Source organism: Hyphomonas sp. (assembly GCF_036964145.1).
Taxonomy (GTDB): domain Bacteria; phylum Pseudomonadota; class Alphaproteobacteria; order Caulobacterales; family Hyphomonadaceae; genus Hyphomonas.
Genome location: NZ_JBALUC010000002.1, coordinates 375,648 through 395,104, shown reverse-complemented (window position 1 = coordinate 395,104; position 19,457 = coordinate 375,648). Strand labels below are relative to the sequence as shown.

The 19,457-nt window shown below is 60.3% G+C and carries 15 protein-coding genes; 11 read left to right on the top strand and 4 right to left on the bottom strand.

Annotated features, from left to right (window positions below):
* Window positions 1–156 precede the first annotated feature (156 nt).
* From cpaB to katG, 11 genes are all read left to right on the top strand, one after another.
* On the top strand, window positions 157–1,038 hold the full coding sequence (gene cpaB / locus V7660_RS06890) for a Flp pilus assembly protein CpaB (protein ID WP_335602385.1): 882 nt from the start codon (window positions 157–159) through the stop codon (window positions 1,036–1,038).
* A complete protein-coding gene (locus V7660_RS06885) occupies window positions 1,038–2,336 on the top strand; it encodes a type II and III secretion system protein family protein (protein WP_335602384.1) in 1,299 nt (432 codons plus the stop codon). Before cpaB ends, V7660_RS06885 begins: the two co-directional genes overlap by 1 nt.
* Before the next feature lies 1 nt (window position 2,337).
* Window positions 2,338–2,607 carry a hypothetical protein gene (locus tag V7660_RS06880; protein ID WP_335602383.1) on the top strand — a complete coding sequence of 90 codons (270 nt, stop codon included), beginning with the start codon at window positions 2,338–2,340 and terminating at the stop codon, window positions 2,605–2,607.
* Complete coding sequence (locus tag V7660_RS06875) at window positions 2,607–3,827, top strand: AAA family ATPase (RefSeq protein WP_335602382.1); 1,221 nt, start codon at window positions 2,607–2,609, stop codon at window positions 3,825–3,827. Before V7660_RS06880 ends, V7660_RS06875 begins: the two co-directional genes overlap by 1 nt.
* On the top strand, window positions 3,824–5,218 hold the full coding sequence (locus V7660_RS06870; protein ID WP_335602381.1) for a CpaF family protein: 1,395 nt from the start codon (window positions 3,824–3,826) through the stop codon (window positions 5,216–5,218). Before V7660_RS06875 ends, V7660_RS06870 begins: the two co-directional genes overlap by 4 nt.
* Before the next feature lie 21 nt (window positions 5,219–5,239).
* Window positions 5,240–6,214 carry a type II secretion system F family protein gene (locus V7660_RS06865; protein WP_335602887.1) on the top strand — a complete coding sequence of 325 codons (975 nt, stop codon included), beginning with the start codon at window positions 5,240–5,242 and terminating at the stop codon, window positions 6,212–6,214.
* 15 nt (window positions 6,215–6,229) lie between these two features.
* Entirely contained in the window at window positions 6,230–7,153 is a 924-nt protein-coding gene (locus V7660_RS06860; protein WP_335602380.1) for a type II secretion system F family protein, read from the top strand.
* A gap of 47 nt (window positions 7,154–7,200) precedes the next feature.
* Entirely contained in the window at window positions 7,201–8,160 is a 960-nt protein-coding gene (locus V7660_RS06855) for an acetyl-CoA carboxylase carboxyltransferase subunit alpha (protein WP_335602379.1), read from the top strand.
* 29 nt (window positions 8,161–8,189) lie between these two features.
* Window positions 8,190–9,125, top strand: coding sequence for a thiamine-phosphate kinase (thiL, locus tag V7660_RS06850; protein WP_335602378.1), 936 nt, complete (start codon window positions 8,190–8,192; stop codon window positions 9,123–9,125).
* A 146-nt stretch (window positions 9,126–9,271) separates the two neighbouring features.
* On the top strand, window positions 9,272–11,425 hold the full coding sequence (locus tag V7660_RS06845) for a sodium-translocating pyrophosphatase (protein ID WP_335602377.1): 2,154 nt from the start codon (window positions 9,272–9,274) through the stop codon (window positions 11,423–11,425).
* Window positions 11,426–11,687: 262 nt separating this feature from the next.
* Complete coding sequence (gene katG / locus V7660_RS06840) at window positions 11,688–13,901, top strand: catalase/peroxidase HPI (protein WP_348210699.1); 2,214 nt, start codon at window positions 11,688–11,690, stop codon at window positions 13,899–13,901.
* Window positions 13,902–13,974: 73 nt separating this feature from the next.
* On the opposite strand, the gene rsmA is transcribed toward katG, so the two are convergent.
* The 4 genes from rsmA to V7660_RS06820 all read right to left on the bottom strand — a co-directional run bounded on the left by rsmA (window position 13,975) and on the right by V7660_RS06820 (window position 19,448).
* The gene (gene rsmA, locus V7660_RS06835) at window positions 13,975–14,814 is read right to left on the bottom strand and encodes a 16S rRNA (adenine(1518)-N(6)/adenine(1519)-N(6))-dimethyltransferase RsmA (RefSeq protein ID WP_335602375.1); all 840 of its coding nucleotides are present in this window, start codon (window positions 14,812–14,814) and stop codon (window positions 13,975–13,977) included.
* Window positions 14,811–15,818 carry a 4-hydroxythreonine-4-phosphate dehydrogenase PdxA gene (pdxA, locus tag V7660_RS06830; protein WP_335602374.1) on the bottom strand — a complete coding sequence of 336 codons (1,008 nt, stop codon included), beginning with the start codon at window positions 15,816–15,818 and terminating at the stop codon, window positions 14,811–14,813. The genes rsmA and pdxA overlap by 4 nt, the downstream gene beginning before the upstream one ends.
* 38 nt (window positions 15,819–15,856) lie before the next feature.
* Window positions 15,857–17,101 (bottom strand): peptidylprolyl isomerase, encoded by a 1,245-nt coding sequence (locus V7660_RS06825; RefSeq protein WP_335602373.1) that lies wholly within the window; start codon window positions 17,099–17,101, stop codon window positions 15,857–15,859.
* Window positions 17,102–17,261: 160 nt separating this feature from the next.
* Window positions 17,262–19,448, bottom strand: a complete 2,187-nt coding sequence (locus tag V7660_RS06820) for an LPS-assembly protein LptD (protein ID WP_335602372.1) — start codon at window positions 19,446–19,448, stop codon at window positions 17,262–17,264.
* Window positions 19,449–19,457: the final 9 nt, after the last annotated feature.

Below are 19,457 nucleotides of genomic sequence, written 5' to 3'. Positions count from 1 at the left end.
ACATTAAGGCCTGTGACCTGGATCATTTCACTATGGTTAACGCGCCGTTCTGATCACGGGGGAGATTTTCCCGCAGGTCTTCAACAGACCTTATCGCATGACAGTTAATCATGAATGCTGATGAGTGCGCACAATGCGCGGGAGAGGGCATTCAGAATGAAACTGGCACCCCTGATCAGTCTTGGCCTGTCGGCGGTCCTCGGCATCGCTGCCGTGTTCCTTGGCCGTTACTACATGTCGTCGAATTCCAATGACGCGGCGGCGCAAATGTCTGCGCCGGTCGTGCAAATGTCGTCCGTGGTCGTCGCCGCTGCGGCGATCGAGCCGGGCGAGGAAGTTTCCGCCAGCAATGTGAAGACCCTGAACTGGCCGACCGAGTCCATTCCCGAAGGTGTCGTGACAGACGCGGCTGAACTCTCCGACATCCTGTATGCGCGCGGCCTGATCCTTCCGGGCGAGCCAATCATGTTCGAAAAGCTCGATGCGGCCGGTAACCTTCTTACCCTCGCTGCGGCCATCGAGCCTGGCATGCGGGCCGTCTCCATCACGGTACGGAGCGATACCGGCGTGGCCGGGTTCGTCCTGCCCGGTGACCGGGTTGATGTGAACGAATTCATTCAACGCGAACCGGGCCAGTCCGCAAACTCCTATGGCGGTGACGCCGTGCGGGTGACCGCTGACCTGATCGCGCGACCTGTCCTGAAGAATGTGAAAGTGCTGGCCGTCGACCAGACCTTTGAGTCCAATCTGGAAGGCGCACGTCCCTCCAGCACGGTGACTCTGGAAGTCTCACCCGAAGGCGCGCTGAGACTTGGGGCTGTCGGCATGCAGGGCGCCTTGGGGCTGGCCCTGATCGGCCGAGAGGAAGAGGCGGATGTCATCACGCTGGTGAAGTCGGAGCCGAAGAGGGCTCCCATACGCCGCATCGCGCCGCCGCGCCCGTCCACCGCAAATGTCCGTGTCATCAATGGCGACCGTGAAACCACGGTCACTGCACCGGTTGCGAAACCGAAATCGCTGACCGAGGAGGCAAACTGATGCCCAAGCTTACCTATATCATGCTTCTCCTGGTCATCGGTATTGTCGCGATTGCGCCCGCCCATGCCTGGACCGAGCGCACCACAGGCCCTGACGCCAAGGTGCTTGTCCTCGAAAAAGGCCGCTCGACCGTGATCGAAGCCGATCAGGGATTCTCGACGCTGGTCGTGGCCGATCCGGACATTGCCGAAGCCATGGCCACGTCCAACCGGTCTTTCTTCCTGCGGGGCAAGGTGCCGGGGGCGACCACGGTGCTGATCTACAATGAGGCCGGTGAGATTACCGAACTGATTGATGTGGAGGTCGAACTCAGCCTTGATGAATTGCGGACTGATCTTGGCAATCTGCTGCCGGGAGAGCGCATTGATGTGTACCCTGTGCATGATGGCGTCTTTCTTGACGGAAAGCTGACCACGGCCGCCGCCGCTGAAATGGCGGTGCAGGTCGCTGAGCGCTACGTACCGGGCGGTGTCGCCAATGGCCTGTCCGTTGGGCAGAGCCAGCAGGTCCTTCTGGAAGTTCGCTTCCTCGAAGCGAGCCGCAACGCCGTCAAGGAGATCGGCTTCGGCAACTCCATGGACGCCCGCGATGCGGTCGCCTTCACAGAGCCATCCACCGTGTCCGGACTGGCCGCCAAGACGGTGGCCCTGTTCACGAATGTTGGTGGCGAGAACATTGATGTTGAATTGCGCGCCCTCGAAGAGAAGGGAATTGTGCGGACGCTGGCCGAGCCGAATCTGGTGGCCTTGTCGGGCGACACGGCAAGTTTCCTGGCAGGGGGCGAGTTCCCCATTCCGGTCTCGAGCGAGAATGGCCAGGTCTCAGTCGAGTTCAAGAAGTTCGGTGTGAGCCTCGACTTCACGCCGACTGTGCTGGGTGACGGGCTGGTGAATTTGCGGGTGCGCCCGGAAGTGTCACAGCTCGACCGCAACAATGGCATCAGGGCTCAGGACATCGAGATCCCCGGTATTTCCGTTCGCCGCGCCGATACGACGGTTGAACTGCATGACGGCCAGGCTTTTGCGATCGCCGGCCTGTTGCAGAATGATTATTCCAATGATGTCCGGCAAACGCCGTGGCTGGGCAATGTGCCGGTCCTGGGCGCGCTGTTCTCGTCCAAGCGCTACCAGCGTCAGGAAAGCGAACTGGTGATCATCATCATTCCGCGCCTCGTCCAGCCGGCGCCGCATCCCTCGCTTCTACGGTCCCCGCTTGAGGCATTTGCCGAGCCGACCGAAGACGAATTCTTCCTCCTGAACCAAACTGCCGCCGTGCCGCTCGCCGGCGAAGGAGAATGACATGACCCGCAAGCATTTCGTACCCGGTGTCCTGATGGCCAGTCTGCTCCTCGTCGGCTGTGCCAGCTATGACAATCAGGACAAGTACCTTCTGGGGCAGGCAACGGCGGACAATATCCGCCAGCAATCCGTGCGGGACGTAAACCTCAGCAATTCCAAGGCCGTGGAATCCACGTCCGGCCTGCGGGCTGCCAATGCCGTGAAAGCCCTGAATGAAGGCAAGACGAAGGAGTTGCGGGATTCCTCTGTCAGCGCTTCGGGAGGCAGCTGATGTCGGGTGTAGCTCGAAACCTTGCCGGGTCAGGGACTCCTGCGCCCGCGTCCGGGGTGATCCCTGCGATTGCCGCACTGGCCGGGCCTGAGCGTCTGGCGCAACTCAAGACAATCTGCCGGAATGTCATTGACCTGTCCTCGATGGACTCGGCCACGATCGTGGAGAAATTCGGCGGCGCGCTGATCCTGCTGGAGCAGGGACAGGCGGGGTCGGAACAGGTGGTGCTGGGTCTGGCCGTCGATAAGCCGGATAGCGCCGTCCTGATGGTCTCGGACAATTTGCCGGTCCATATCGTTCGGGCCCTCATGAAAATCGAGGCATCGGACATCCTGCCGGTAAGTGCGGGCGCCGAAGAAATTCTTGAATCTGTAGACCGTATCCGCGCCGCCGCAGAAGCGGCCGTAGCAGGGGGCGATGGCCCGGCTTCGGCGGTTTGCTGGGCGTTCCGCGGGGCCGTTGGCGGCGCCGGGGTCTCCACCCTCGCCATTGAGAGCGCGTTTTCCCTTTGCGAGAAAGTCGGGCCGGGCAAGGTCTGCCTTGTCGACCTGAACGTCGCGGATGGCATGGTCAGCTCGTTCCTGGAAGCCGTTCCGAAACTGGACCTGGCCGCGCTGTCGGCGGCGCCGGAGCGTCTGGATGCCCGCCTGCTGGCGGCCTGGTGCTGGCAGCATGAGGATGGCGTCTCGACAATTTCCGCCCCGCGTAACCCGGACGCAGATGCGCTGGCCACGGAGGCCGCAATCCTGCGCCTGCTGGATGTCGCCTGCGCCGAATTCCCGTATGTGCTGGTTGACATGCCGCGTCACATGATGCCCTGGACCAAGCCGATCCTCGGCGCGGTCGATGAGGCGGTCATCGTCAGTGAGCTGACCGTACCCAGCCTCCATGCTGCGGCTGACATGGCGCGGGAAGTGGACATGCTGCGCAGCTCCGACCGCAAGGCGAAGCTTGTGCTGAACCGGATGTTCCCGAAGAAGAAATTCCGCGCCGAATTTGCCGTGGACAAGGCAGAGAAGGCCATCGACCGCAAGATCGACGAAACCATTACCTCCGACTGGGATGCCGCCCGCACGGCCGTGAACCTCGGCAAGCCGATTGGCGAAGTGAAGCCGAAGAGCGCGCTGGTTGCTGATGTGTCGCGACTGGTCGACAGCATGATGCCTGAAGCCGCGCGGCAGCCGGTCCAGCAAACCAATGGGAAGAGGAGAGCGAAATGAGCCGTTTCGGATTTTCCAACACGGCTCCCAAGCCAGAGCCGGTCGAGACACCGAAAGACGACGCTTCTACCCCGGCCGCGCCAAAGCCTGCACCGCCTCCGCCCGCGAGTGATACCAAAGCCTTCGACCAACTGGACGCGAAGCTGCGCATCCATGCCAAGCTGATTGATGAACTCGACCTGTCGGCCCTCGACAAGCTGGATGATGAAACCATGCGCCGCCGTGTGCGGGGCATCGTTTCGGAAATCATCAAGAAGGAAGAGATGGCCCTGTCCGCCGCCGAGGAAGCGAGCTTCGCCGACGCGGTGATGGATGAGATGACCGGCCTCGGCCCAATCGAGCCACTCCTGAAAGACGACTCCATTGCCGATATCCTGATCAATGGCTGCAATCAGGTCTATGTGGAGCGGCACGGCAAGCTGCAGCTGGCGCCCGTTCGCTTTGCCGATAATGACCATCTGTTGCGTATCGTGCAGCGCATCGTGGCGGCTGTGGGCCGCCGGGTGGATGAAAGCCAGCCCCTGGTCGATGCGCGTCTGCTGGATGGGAGCCGGGTCAACGCCGCCGTCCTGCCCATCGCCATTGATGGCCCACTCGTTTCGATCCGGAAATTCTCCAAATCGCCCCTGACCATGGACAAGCTGGTCGGGTTTGGCGCGATCCCGGAACCGGTCGCCAAATTCATTCTCGGCGCGGTGAAGTGCCGGGCCTCGACCGTGATCTCCGGGGGGACCGGCTCGGGCAAGACGACGCTGCTGAACGCGCTGTCGGCCGCTATCAATGAAGACGAACGCCTCATCACGATCGAGGACGCCGCCGAACTCCAGCTCCAGCAGCCGCATGTCGCCCGGATGGAAACCCGTCCGCCGAACATCGAAGGCAAGGGCGAGATCCGCCAGCGCGAGCTCGTCAAGAACGCCCTGCGTATGCGCCCGGACCGCGTGATCCTGGGCGAGGTGCGGTCCGAGGAAGCCTTCGACATGCTGCAGGCCATGAACACCGGCCATGAAGGCTCGATGGCCACGATCCACGCCAACAATCCGCGTGATGCCCTGACCCGTCTGGAACAGATGGTGATGATGGGCGGCATGAAGATTTCCGAAACGGCCATCCGTGGCCAGATCGCTTCGGCTGTGAACTTTATCGTCCAGGCAACGCGTCTGTCGGATGGCTCGCGGAAAGTGGTCTCGATTTCCGAAGTCACAGGCATGGAAGGCGCGGTCGTGCAGCTGCAGGAAATTTTCCGCTTTGAGCGCACGGGTACGACGGATGAGGGCAAGGTGCAGGGGCATTTCGCCGCCACCGGCCTGCGCCCCAAATTTCTCGACGAGATGGAACGGCGCGGCGTGCACATGCCAGAAGGCATGTTTGATCCGTCTACGCGGTACTAGGAGGGCAGACCCGTGTCGTGGATGCCCGACATAGCCAATATCAGCCTGACAATCCTGATCCCGTCGATCATGGCGATTGGAGCGATCTTCCTCGCGATCCAGTCCGTCAAGGGCCTGGTGACCGAGGCGCAGACGCGCCGCGTCGTGAACAAGCGTCTTCAGTTCAAGGAACGGTTCGAGTCAACGAGTGAAGCCATGATCGAGCTGCGCAAGAGCCGCGGCCTCGACAAGAATGGCAATCTTGCGATGCCCTTGCGTTGGTTCAACCAATTGGTAGTGCGTTCCGGTCTCAAATTCCAACCCGTGAAATGGTTCGGCATGTCGGCCGGCGCCGCTCTCGCAGCGGGCGTCGCCTATTGGCGCTTCGTTGGGGGCGCTGGCCCGGCAGTTGGTATTGCTGCAGTCCTGTTTGCGCTGGCTCCGATCATCTGGCTGAAAATGGTTGCTGGACGGCGCATGAAGAAAATGTCCCAACAATTGCCTGACGCGTTGCAGATCGTTTGCCGCAGTCTCGAGGCGGGCCATCCGGTGGCGACGGCGGTGTCGCTGGTCGCGCGCGAAATGCCTGATCCGATCGGCACTGAGTTTGGTATGGCGGCGGACGAGGTGTCCTACGGCATGTCGCTGACCAATGCGGTGCAACGCATGGCCGAACGTGCCGGCGACCCGGATGTGGAATTGTTCGTGGCCACGGTGCGCCTGCAAGAGAAGACAGGCGGCAATCTCTGCGAACTCCTGAAGGCGAACACAACAACCATCCGTGAACGCCAGACCATGCGCCTGAAAGTGAAGGCCGCCTCATCGGAGGGGCGTGCTTCTGCGATGATCCTGACGTCTGCGCCCTTCATTGTGATGTCCGGCATCCATGTCCTGAGGCCGGAATTCTATGGCGACGTCATCGACGAACCGCTCATACGGCTCGTGTTTCCGATCCTGTTTGTATGGATGGGGATTGGCAATCTCGTCATGCGCAAGATGATCAATTTCAAGATGTAGGCCCTCAGCAAACCCATGTCTCTTTCCCCCTCTGCCCTGATCCCGATCGTCATGCTGGCCATTGCCGGCGTCCTGGCTGTGCCTGCCATCATGGCATTCGTCCGGAGCTGGAAGGCCAAGGAAGATCTGGAACGCCGGCTGGAGCGTCGTGGCTCCCGGCCAGCCCCGCAGGAGACCCGGAATGTCAGCCGGATTGGCCGGGCCGTCATAGGCCTCGGGAATCGCGCGACGCCCTCGAATGAGGAAGCTGTCAGCGCTGTACGCGCAAAACTGCTTCAGGCGGGTTTCACAAACCAGGCTGCCGTCGGGCGGTATTATGTGGCGCGTATCGCGTGTGTGGTGTTGCCCCAGATCGCGCTGCTGATTGCCTTGCCCCAGCTGGACGGCGTGTCGAAACAGACCCTGCTGATGGTAAGTATCGGGCTGATCATTGCCGGCCTGCTTGCGCCTGACATGTTCGTGTCCCGGCGCGCCAAGGCACTCCAGCAGCAATGCTCGTCGGGTTTCCCCGACATGATGGATCTCATGGTGGCCTGTGTTGAAGCCGGCCTCAGTCTCGATGCCTCGGTCCAGCGGGTCGGGGAGGAACTGGAATTGCGCCACCCCAACATTGCCGAGCACATGCAAAAGCTGTCTCTGGAGCTCCGAGCAGGCAAGGCGCGCAAGAATGCGTGGCGCACCTTTGCTGACCGGATGGGCATTGAAGAGGCCAGTTCGCTCGCCACAATGTTGCGCCAAGCAGAGGAAATGGGGACCAGTTTGGGCCAGACCTTGCGTGTTTTCTCGGCAGATATGCGCAAGCGGCGCATCCTGATGGCCGAGGAAAAAGCCATGGCCCTGCCAGCTAAACTGACTTTGCCCTTGATTATATTCGTTTTTCCTGTCCTGCTGGGTGTTCTGATCATGCCGGCTGTGGTGAAAATGCAAGGCGCACTTTAGTGAATTCCCGGCTAGGCGAGTCAGCCGGTCATTGCTAACTTGCCCCCATGACAACGACCTATCTTGATTTCGAAAAGCCCATTGCGGAGCTGGACGCGAAGATCTCCGAACTGGAAGCGCTTGCTTCCAGCAAGGAAGGGCCATCGATCACCGACGAGCTGAAGAAGCTGAAGGCCAAGTCGAGCAAGCAGCTGAAGGAGATGTACTCCGATCTCAGCGCGTGGCGGAAGACCCTCGTGGCGCGCCATCCTGACCGGCCGCACCTGTCCGATTTCATCGAGAACATCTTTGACGATTTCGAGGAACTCGCTGGCGATCGCGTCTTCGGCAATGACGAAGCCATTGTTGGCGGACTGGCACGCTTCAAGGGGCGCCCGGTCGTGATCATGGGCCATGAGAAGGGCCGCACGATCGAGAAGCGCCTGAAGCACAATTTCGGCATGGCCCACCCGGAAGGCTATCGCAAGGCGGTGCGCCTGATGGATATGGCCGAGAAATTCAATTTGCCGGTTCTGAGCTTTCCGGACACGCAAGGCGCCTATCCCGGCAAGGGCGGCGAAGAGCGTGGCCAGGCCGAAGCGATTGCACGCGGCACACAGCGCGGCCTCTCGCTGGGCGTACCCTTCGTTACCCTGATCATCGGTGAAGGCATGTCGGGCGGCGCGATCGGTATCGCGGCGGCCAACAAGGTGCTGATGATGGAGCACGCCATCTATTCCGTGATCTCTCCGGAAGGCTGCGCTTCAATCCTCTACCGCGACGCTGCCAAGGCGAAGGAAGCGGCTGACGCGATGAAAATCACGGCTCCAGATCTGTTGAAAACAAAAGTCATCGACGGCGTCGTCAAGGAACCCGTCGGTGGGGCGCATCGCGACCCGAAACGGGCCATGGCCGCTGCCGCGAAGGCGCTCGACGAGGCCCTGCAGGAACTCGAAGGCATGAGCCCCTCGGAACTGCGCACCCAGCGCAAGGAGCGTTTCTACGCCATTGGCCGCGAAGGCCTGTAGCGACGTAGGGCGCATGGGGCGCTGACCCGATGGCCGAGAAGGACTGGATTTCCAGATATTTTGCCCCACTGGCCAATACCAGTGGGGCCGCTGGCCTGCGGGATGATCTCGCTGTCTTGACGGTGGCAGACGGGCCGACCGTTATTACCGTGGATGCGCTGGTCGAGGGTGTGCACTTCCTGCCCTCCGATCCCATTGAGACGGTTGCGCGCAAACTGGTCCGGGTGAACGTCTCCGACATCTACACTGCGGGAGCTGTGCCTGCTGAAGCCTTGCTGACGCTCGGTTGGCCGGAGGGACGCCCGGAAAGTGACCTGGCCGCATTTGCCAGCGCACTTGGTGAGGAGTTGGAAGTCTTCGGGGCCCGCCTGATTGGCGGGGATACGGTGCGCCCTCCTGGTGGTGTCTTCCTGTCGCTCACCCTGACCGGAACCTGTCTGGCTGATAAACCCATACGTCGCATGGGCGCGCAGGCCGGCGAAGATCTCTGGGTGACCGGACGTATTGGCGCGGCCTGTCTGGGGTTTGAGGCTCTCAAGCGCGGGGAGGTCGATGATCTTCATATCGACGCTTATCGGGTGCCACGGATCCAGCCCCCCAAAGCTGCGCATCTGATTGCACGTCAAGCTTCGGCCGCGCTGGATGTGTCTGATGGCCTGCTGGGCGATGCGGCGAGCCTTGCGAGTGCCTCCGGAATAGGCGTTCGGATTGCGCTTGAGGCGGTGCCTTTTGCCGGGAATCCCACGGAAACCAATGAGATGCTGCGCCTCTCGACCTGGGGCGATGACTACCAGTTGCTCTTCACGGCCGAAAAATCGCGCCATGACGATATCCTGGCGGAGGCGGCGGAATCCGGCGTCATTGTTACGCATATCGGTGAAACACGACCAAATGGGGGCCTTGTCGTCACCCTCCGCGATAGCCCCGTTAACCTCCCGGAAACTCTCGGCTTCGAGCATGGCTGAGCAGGGTATTGGGCTGACTCGCCCCTGACGGGAGGCATATTGCCTAATCCCGGCAGGGCGGGCAGGCTGGTCATCTAAAATAAACAGTCCATGATCAGGAATAACCTGGCGTTGAAGTTCTGTTTTAAGGGAAGGAAACGTAATCCATGTGGTATTATCTCGCTCTCGCGGCGGGGGTCTTGTCGGTCCTCTTTGGCTGGCTCCAGATCAATTCGATCATGAAGGCCCCAGCTGGTGATGCGCGTATGCGCGAAATTGCTCAAGCGATCCAGGAAGGCGCCAACGCCTATCTTGGCCGCCAGTACCGGACCATCGGCATTGTCGGTGTTGTCGTTGTGGTGCTGCTCATCATCTTGTTCAGGAATTGGCAGGTGCCGCTCGGCTTCATTATCGGCGCGACCTTGTCCGGCGCGGCCGGTTTCATCGGTATGAAAGTATCGGTGCAAGCCAATGTGCGTACGACCGAAGCGGCCAAGTCCGGTCTCAATGCCGGCCTGAAGCTGGCCTTCAAATCCGGGGCCATCACCGGCATGCTCGTCGTCGGCCTCGCCCTGCTGGGCATCGTTGTCTATTACGGCCTGCTCACTATGGTCACCGGGCTTGATCTCGGAGACGAGGGCGAAAAGCGTCTTGTCATCGACTCGCTCGTGGCCCTCGGCTTCGGCGCCTCGTTGATCTCGATCTTTGCGCGTCTCGGCGGCGGTATCTTCACCAAGGGCGCAGATGTCGGCGGTGACATGGTCGGCAAGGTTGAAGCCGGCATTCCGGAGGATGATCCGCGTAACGCTGCCACGATTGCAGATAATGTGGGCGATAATGTCGGCGACTGTGCCGGCATGGCAGCCGATCTGTTCGAGACCTATGCCGTCACGCTGGTGGCGACGATGGTGCTCGGCGCGATCTATTTCTCAGGCTCGACCTATATCGTCGAGATCATGATGCTGCCGCTGGCGATTGCCGCCGTTTGTATCGTGACGTCAATTATCGGCACATATTTCGTGAACCTCGGACCTGGCAAGACAGACGTCATGTGGGCGCTCTACAAGGGCCTCATCGTGACGGGAGTGCTGTCCATTGGCGGGCTCGCCCTGGCAATTGCCACCGTGCTGCCGAATGGCTTCGGCGTGCTCGACAATGCCGGTGAACGACTCGGCCTGGCAAATGACGTGACCGGCTGGATGCTCTTCGGATGCGGAATCGTTGGCCTCGTCGTGACAGGACTGATCGTCGTGATCACAGCCTATTACACCGAAACCAAGTATCGTCCGGTTCGCTCCATCGCGCAGGCCTCAGAGTCTGGCCACGGCACGAACGTGATCCAGGGCCTCGCGGTCTCGCTGGAATCGACGGCCCTGCCGGCCATCGTGATCATTGCCGGCATCATCCTGACGTTCAATCTCGCGGGCCTTTACGGCATCGCGATTGCGACCACGACCATGTTGGCGCTCGCCGGTATCATCGTGGCGCTGGACGCCTTCGGACCGGTGACGGACAATGCAGGCGGTATCGCGGAGATGGCGGAACTGCCCTCCGAGGTACGGGAAACGACTGACGCGCTGGACGCCGTCGGCAATACGACCAAGGCCGTGACCAAGGGCTATGCCATTGGTTCTGCAGGTCTCGGTGCGCTCGTTCTGTTCGCGGCCTATTCGGAAGACCTCAAATACTTCTCGGCGCGCGCCGTGGAAGGGGATTTCTTCTACAACGCAACGGCTGATTTCTCGATTGCCAACCCATATGTGGTGGTCGGTCTGCTGTTCGGGGGGCTGTTGCCATTCCTGTTCGGGGGCCTCTCCATGATGGCTGTTGGCCGGGCGGCGCAAGCCGTGGTCGAGGAAGTCCGCCGTCAGTTCCGCGAGATGCCGGGCATCATGAAAGGCGAAGTGAAGCCTGATTATGGCCGCGCCGTTGACCTGCTGACGCAGGCGGCGATCCGGGAAATGATCGTCCCGTCACTTCTGCCGGTCCTGTCGCCGATCGTCCTGTTCGGTGTGATCTTTGCCATTGCCGGCAAGGGGGCTGCGCTCGCAGCGGTCGGGGCGATGCTTCTCGGCGTGATCGTGACCGGCCTGTTCGTGGCTATCTCGATGACGTCCGGAGGCGGCGCCTGGGACAATGCCAAGAAATACATCGAGGACGGCCATCATGGCGGCAAGGGCTCAGAGGCCCACAAGGCTGCTGTGACCGGCGATACGGTCGGCGATCCCTACAAGGATACGGCTGGTCCGGCCGTGAACCCGATGATCAAGATCACGAATATCGTGGCCTTGCTGATGCTGGCGGTCCTCGCAGGCCACTAGTTGAATGAATTTTTTATGGAAGGCCCCGGTGCGAAAGTGCCGGGGCCTTTGTTTTTTCGGAAAATATCCGACCCATAGAAAAAACCAATATTAAGTTATACTTCTATCGATTGGTTCTATTCTGAATCCTTGCGTAGGCTCATGATCGTCGTCAAAGGATCAGAATCGCACCTGCGCTATCATTTCCATTGGCGACTGATTTCAAAAGGGAGTGTTCCGGTGGAACAGCTTCCAGGCAAATGATCTACCCAGGGAGATGAATATGGACGGAAATGACGCAGCCCCAGAGGGCAAGTGCCCGGTAATGCGTTCGCTACGAGGGCGCATGAACCGCGACTGGTGGCCGAACCAACTCGACCTCAGCATCCTTCACCAGAATCCTCCGCTCGGTAATCCGCTGGGTGAGACTTTCAAATATTCCAAGGAATTCAACAAACTCAATCTGAAGGAGATCAAGCAGGACCTGTTTGCCCTGATGACAGATTCCCAGGATTGGTGGCCGGCTGATTATGGCCATTACGGGCCTTTCTTCATCCGCATGGCCTGGCATAGCGCCGGCACCTACCGAACGGGCGACGGGCGGGGCGGTTCGACCTCTGGCTCGCAGCGTTTTGCGCCGCTGAACAGCTGGCCGGACAATGCCAACCTCGACAAGGCACGCCGCCTGCTTTGGCCGATCAAGAAGAAATACGGCAACAAGATCTCCTGGGCCGACCTGATGATCCTCGCCGGCAATTGCGCCATCGAATCGATGGGCGGCAAGACGTTCGGATTCGGCGGGGGCCGGGAAGACATCTTCGAACCTGAGAAGGACATCTACTGGGGCACTGAAGAAGAGTGGCTCGCCACCAGCGACAAGCCCGGCAGCCGTTACAGCGGCGAGCGTGTGCTCGAAAACCCGCTGGCGGCTGTTCAAATGGGTCTCATCTACGTCAATCCCGAAGGCCCTGACGGTAATCCCGATCCGCTGGCGTCCGCCAAGGACATTCGCGAAACCTTCGCCCGGATGGCCATGAATGATGAAGAGACCGTGGCGTTGACCGCAGGCGGTCACACCTTCGGCAAATGCCACGGTGCCGGGGATGCGGCTATGATCGGGGCGGAGCCTGAAGGCGGAGACATCGCCGAACAGGGGCTGGGCTGGCAGAGCAAGTTCGGCATGGGTCACGGCGATGACACGATCACCAGTGGCATCGAAGGCGCCTGGACCCCGAACCCGATCAAATGGGACAATGGTTATTTCGACATGCTGTTCGGCTATGAGTGGGAACTCGTGAAGAGCCCCGCCGGTGCCTTCCAGTGGCAGCCAAAGGATGTGGACGAGGCGCACATGGCGCCAAAGGCCCACAACCCGTCCGAGAAGCAGATCACGATCATGACCACGGCCGACATGGCCATGCGGATGGATCCGGAATACGAGAAAATCTCGCGCCGGTTCCATGAAAATCCGGATCAGTTCGCGGACGCCTTTGCCCGCGCCTGGTACAAACTGACCCATCGCGATATGGGTCCGGTTGTGCGCTACCTGGGTGAGGAAGTGCCGAGCGAAGAGCTGCTATGGCAGGATCCGATACCGGAGGTCGATCATGAACTGGTCGATGCGAACGACATCAAGGAACTGAAGGAAAAGATCCTTTCGTCCGGTCTGTCCGTATCCGAACTGGTCTCGACGGCTTGGGGTGCAGCATCCACCTTCCGCGGCTCCGACAAACGGGGCGGTGTGAACGGGGCACGTATTCGTCTCGAACCGGCAAAGCATTGGGAGGTCAACGAGCCTGAGAAGCTTGCGAAAGTTCTCGGCCTCCTGGAAAGCGTCCAGCGCGCCTTCAACTACGCCCAGACGGGCGACAAGAAGGTCTCGATGGCTGACCTGATCGTTCTGGGCGGCGGCGCCGCGATCGAGAAGGCTGCCAAGGATGCAGGCTTTGACATCACCGTGCCGTTCACACCGGGCCGCATGGATGCCTCGCAAGAGCAAACGGATGTGGAATCCTATGCCGTGCTTGAACCGAAGGCTGACGGGTTCCGCAACTATCTTCAGGTCGAGTTCTCTGTCCCGACGGAGGAATTGCTGCTTGACCGAGCCCAGCTGCTGACGTTGACCGCACCAGAAATGACGGTGCTTGTTGGTGGCCTGCGTGTCCTCGGTGCCAATTATGGAGACTCTACGCATGGGGTCTTCACCAAGCGTCCGGGCACCCTGTCCAACGATTTCTTCGTGAACCTGATGGACATGGGCGTTGCCTGGAAAGCAGCGACCGAAAAGCAGGACGTCTTTGAAGGACGTGACCGCGAAAGCGGTGAGGTGAAATGGACCGGAACGCGGGTTGATCTCGTCTTCGGATCCAATTCGCAACTGCGCGCCCTGTCCGAAGCCTATGCGCAGGACGATGCGAAAGAGAAGTTCGTGCACGACTTCGTCGCGGCCTGGACGAAAATCATGGAAGCCGATCGGTTCGACCTCGAACGCGACTAGTCACTTTCCATCAGATTGAAATGCGGCGCTCCGGGAAACCAGAGCGCCGTTTTCTTTGTGTCGCATAGAAAGCCTATTTGACGAGGGATGCGGCCATGCGCTGGAACTCTTCCTGGCTGAGGGTTTCGGCGCGTGCGGTCGGGTCTATGTCGAGGCTCTGGAGCCACTCCACTGCCTTGAGACCGTGACGCTTTGCCAAGGGTTTCAGGCTCGCCCGCAACATCTTGCGACGCTGGCCAAAGGCGGCGCCCGATACTTCTTCGAGCTTGTCGAGATGCGGGAAGACCTTTTCGGCGGGCAATGGATGGAGCACCGCAACGGCGCTATCCACCTTTGGCGGCGGCCGGAATGCGCCAGGGGGCAGCGTGAAGGCGATATGCGGATCTGCGACGGCATGTGCGAGCACGGCAAGGCGGCCATAATGGTCCGTCTTCGGCTTGGCGCACACGCGCTCGGCGACTTCCTTCTGGAACATCAGGGCCATTTCGCCGCGCCATGCCGCCGCCTTCAGCCAGTTCACCAGCAGCGGTGTGCCGACATTATAGGGAAGGTTGGCAATGATCATTGCGGTCATGCTGGCGCCCAATTCCGTGAGGGTTTCTTCCCAGCGGACCTTGCGCGCATCCTTCAGAATAACATGCAACCGTCCCGCTTCGGCCTCCGGCCATGATTGCAGCGCTTCTGCAAAGCGTTCATCGGCTTCGACGGCAATCACCTTTCCGGCGCCCTGGTCGAGCAGGGCGCGGGTCAGGCCGCCGGGGCCGGGGCCCACTTCGATGACAGTGCGGCCTTCAACCGGGCCCGCTGCCAGCGCTGTACGCTTGAGGATATCCGGATCGAACAGGAAGTGCTGGCCCAGCGCCTTGCGCGCGGTCGCCTGTGTCAGGCCCGGAGGCGTCTCGTCGCGGCTCATGAAATCTGCTTTCGGTTGTTGGCAATCATCCGGGCTTGCCGGATGGCGGCGATCAGGCTGTCGGGTCGTGCGGTGCCGCTCGCGGCGGCGTCATATCCCGTACCATGGTCAGGGCTGGTGCGGATGATAGGCAGGCCGAGCGTCGTATTCACGCCGCCCCACATGTCCAGTGTCTTCACAGGGATAAGGCCCTGATCGTGCGTCATGGCGATGATGGAATCAAATCGTCCGTCCAGGGATTCGGCGAATACGGTATCAGCAGACCGGGCGTCGGACATGTCGATCCCTGCAGCGCGCAATGTGGCCGCGGCGGGATTGATGATGTCGATTTCCTCGCGACCGATCGTGCCATTCTCCCCGGCATGCGGGTTCAGGCCCGTGAAGGCGAGGCGCGGGGAGGCGATGCCGAAATCCTTGCGCATGGAGGCCTCGACAATCTTGCCCAGCCGAATGAGATCGTCCGTATTCAACTGGGCGAACACATCCTTCAAGGCGACATGGATGGTGGCCAGGGCCACGCGCAGCCCGCCGCCCGTCAGCAGCATGACGGGCTGGAGGGGCGTGTTCGTGGCCTCGGCGCAGAGCGTCGCGACGAATTCGGTGTGGCCGGGATGCCGAAAGCCTGCCCCATAGAGCAGGGCCTTGTTGATCGGATTGGTGACCATGCCGTCAGCCGTTCCGTCGAGGCAGAACGCCGTTGCCTGCTCGATGGAGGCGATGATGGCCGCAGCTGCCGCGGCATCCGGTGTGCCGTCCTGAACGTCCGGAACGCTGTCCAGGGGCAAGACGGGCAGGGCGGTTGTGAAGACCTTGCCGGCCTCTGAGGGGTGCGAAATCGTCTCCACGGGAACGCGGCCTGCATACAGGTCCGGCGCCCCTATCACGAAGAAGGCGCAGGCAGACTCCTGCCGGAGCTGTTCCCAAGCGGATACGGTGATCTGCGGTCCCACGCCAGCGGGATCGCCCATCGTCACCACGAGCGGGGAAGGGCTTGTGTCAGTCACTCAGGCGGTTTTCACCCAAACAGCAAGCCTTGCAAGGCCTAGCGATAGATAATCGTCGCTTCGCGGCGCATGTCGCGCAGCTCACGTTCGGAGATCATGCTGAGTTCCTGATCCTTGAGACGGCCTTTCAGGTCGTCGCGGGACGGCAGAGCCTCGGCGCCATCTTCGCGGCGGCAGACATACATGACCGCAAGACCCCGGCCAGCGGCGAAAACCTCCGTTGGCTGGCCCACTTCGGTTGCGAGCACCAGATCCTTGCCCTCGGCGCCGAGTTCCTCGACGTCGATATCGGTCAGGTCGGCATGACGGAGATTGGACTTTGAGTTGGAGACGCTCTGCACGTCCTCACAGGTCTCGATCGCCTCCATGGCGGCCTCAAGATCGGGGGCGTTGCCATCCGTCACTTGCAGGCGAATAAGATCGACCTTGGTGGTCAGCTTGGCCGGCTCGCGCTTGCTGGCGAGGTTCAGAATGTAGATGCCATTTTCGATGGAGACCGGGCCGACGATGCCCGGTCCCGGCGCGTCTTCGACCGCCTGGGCAAGGGCCGGATCGAGGTCACCAGTGGAAATCCAGCCCATATCGCCGCCCGTCGCGGAAGTTGGCGCAGACGAAATGCGCTGGGCAGCAATGCGGAAATCGGCGCCCTGATTAAGTTGTTCGATGATGGAACTGGCGGCTTGCAGCGCCTGGGACTTGGTTTCTTCATCTGGCGCATAGAGGAAGATTTCCGAAATGCGGTACTGGGTTTCCTGCAGCGAGCTGCGTACCCGGTTCAACTGGTCATCGACCTGGTTGTCGGAAATCCGGATGCGGGACCCGTAGAGACCGCTCATCACACGGCTCCAGGCGATCTCGGCACGCATCTGCTCCTCGAGGCTGGCCGGGTTCACGCCGGCTGCCAGCAATTGCTGCTTGAGCTGGTCGCCCGTGGCGCCCGATTGACGTGCCATGTCGTCCACTGCGGAATTGATCTCTTCCGGCGCGATCTCCATTTCGAATTCGGCTGCCTTTTCAAGCTGGAGCCGTTCGTCGATCAGCTGTTCAAGCGCCTGTCCCGTAATCTGCTGAATCTGTTCTTGCGACGGTTGCTGGCCGCCCAGGCTGAGCAGCAGGAGCCGCGCGCGCTGGCGCACGTCGGAATAGGAAATTGGCTGGTCGTTCACGATCGCGGCGACGCCTTCCAGCGCCAGACGCTCCTGTGCGCCGGTATCTTGCGCGGTCGCGGTGTACCCGACCGGAAGGGCCGAGAGAAGGACAGCGGCGAAAATCTGACGAACCATAAATGGCCTCCGTTGAGTGCCCAGCCGGGCCCCGTGGCAATTATACTGGCGGACCATACAAGTCCTAGAATCCTGCGCAACGGATCAGGGCAGTCTCCCCTGAATTCTTACGGAAATTTAGGGGAAGGTGAAACCGCGATCTCAACCTGAGAGGGCCGAATCAATCGAATTCGCTAGATCCGAAATCTCCAATGGTTTTCAGGGAGAAGCGGAATTGGATATTTTCTTCCGGGCCGAGTGTGCGGTCCTGCAATTCCGAGCGCTGGTAGACAATTTCAAATCGCGAACATTCGTCCTCGAACGCAATACCGTATTCTTGCCGGGCATTGAGATTGGATTCGATGTCGCGCAGCTGCCCGAAGAAGACGGAATACTGATCCGTGACTCTGACTTCCCCGCGAAGCAAAATGCCTTCGTCGCCTCCGCCGCTAATCGCGATGCGCTCATCCACCTTGTAATATTGCGCCACGGCGCGCAAGCGCTTGTAATTTGAAGACAATTTGGCATCGATTCGGTTCAGGCTGAAGCCGTCCTCGTCCAGGCGGGCGCGAGTGTCCACACGCAACAGACTCCCGAAATCTGCGGTCGCAGAGATCAACCAATCTGATGAAGTTCCGTCGAGATTGCTGATCGCATCGAAGGAATCATCCGGTCTGGAGCGCCAGCGCTTGCCGACTGTGGCGCTCAGGTCCGGACCGTTTTTCCAAACGGCACGCGTGGTAATGCCGGCCGCGAGTTTTCCATCGCCTTCATACAGGTCGAAGGCGCCGAATCCGTTGGCCTCGAACAGTGAGGATTCATCGGCTTCATAGAGCAGGCTGTCTTCGTTCGGGATTGCATCATCGTTTACATTGGACAGGCCCCAAGCCGCCATGACGGCTGGCTCGATCATGAGATCGACTGTCTTGCCCGGACGGATCATGGGATAGGCGAGCTTGCCGCCGATATTGCCAACGGCGCGGGAGACGCTTTCCTCGCCCGATGCGTCTTCGTCCAATCCGTAATAATCGGCACGAACTTCGGCAAATTGCTCGAATGTGAATCCGCCTGGCAAAACGTTGAGATCGGTCCAGTCCGCGCCAACACTGACCCGGTGACTGTCTTCCCCCAAATCCCGGCTCAGGATGGCACTTGAGGCGTTGACGCTGGCAAAGCCCATATTGCCAAGGTCCCAGTATTTTTCGCCATAGAAAACAGGCAGGGCCGTCGGAAGTTCGCCGTCATCATCGTTTTCGCGCAATCCCTGGAATTTCAATAAGGCGACGTCAGTATAATAGTCGTTGCCTTGGCCAATGGCGAACAATTGCGTCAGGAGGCGGCGGGGCTGGCTGGCGTAGAGGCCGCGCTGTTCATTTTGCCCGTCCAGGTCGTATCGGCGGTCATAGAGGTCATCTGTCTGATGCTCGATGCCGAAGCCCCATTTCCATTGATTGTTGATAGCAAACAGGCCGCTTCCATAAATGTGCCCGCGTAATTTTTCTTCTCCCAAAAGTTCGCCGTCGCTGTCGAAATCCTGCTCATTGGTGAAACTCGTATTGATGTTGATCGCGCCAGAATAGAACTTCTTGCGGTAATCAAGTTCCAGCAAGGGATTCACATTCTGCGTGACCAGGGGCGAGATCGTCAGTTCGGACGAATCCGAAATGGCCCAATAATAGGGTTGCTGGTAGAACCAACCGAGTTTTGACGAGTTGCCGGCAGAGGGGATCAGAAGGCCTGATCGCCGTTCGGACGTGGGATCCGGGTGGGCGAGAAAAGGAAAATAGAATACCGGGATGCCCGCAACTTCAATCACGGCATCGCGATAGGAGATCATCTGGCTTTCCTGGTCCAGCACGGCGCGCCGCGCCCGGACGGACCAGGTCGGGGTCTTGTCTTCCTCGCAGACCGGACAGGCGGTGTAGACCACCTGATCCAGCGCGTTCACGCCGTTTGACTGCCGGATTGCGGAGTTTGCCGCAACTGTGGCGCCTTGATCGAGTCGTGCGGAAAATCCGATCGCGTAACCGTCTTCCAGTGTGGAATCGACCTCGATTTCATCCGCGAATTGCTGGCTGCCCGTTTCATCTATGATAATGACGTTGCCGCTCGCGCGGACCTTGTCGGTCGTTCGGTCATAGACCAGCTTGTCCGCCCGCAGGATGCGCCCCTGATAGAGGGCTTCGACATTCCCTTCAGCGACGAGTTTATTCTCGTCGCGGACTTCGTAGACATAGTCCGCTTCCAGGACGACACGCTCGTCTGGCTGGGCAGGTTGCGGACTGGCAGGGTCTTCCTGGGCAATGGCGTACCAAGGGAGAGAGGCCGCCAGTCCAAGTGCGGCCGCAACATGATGCCATTTTGCCAAAACGCGTAC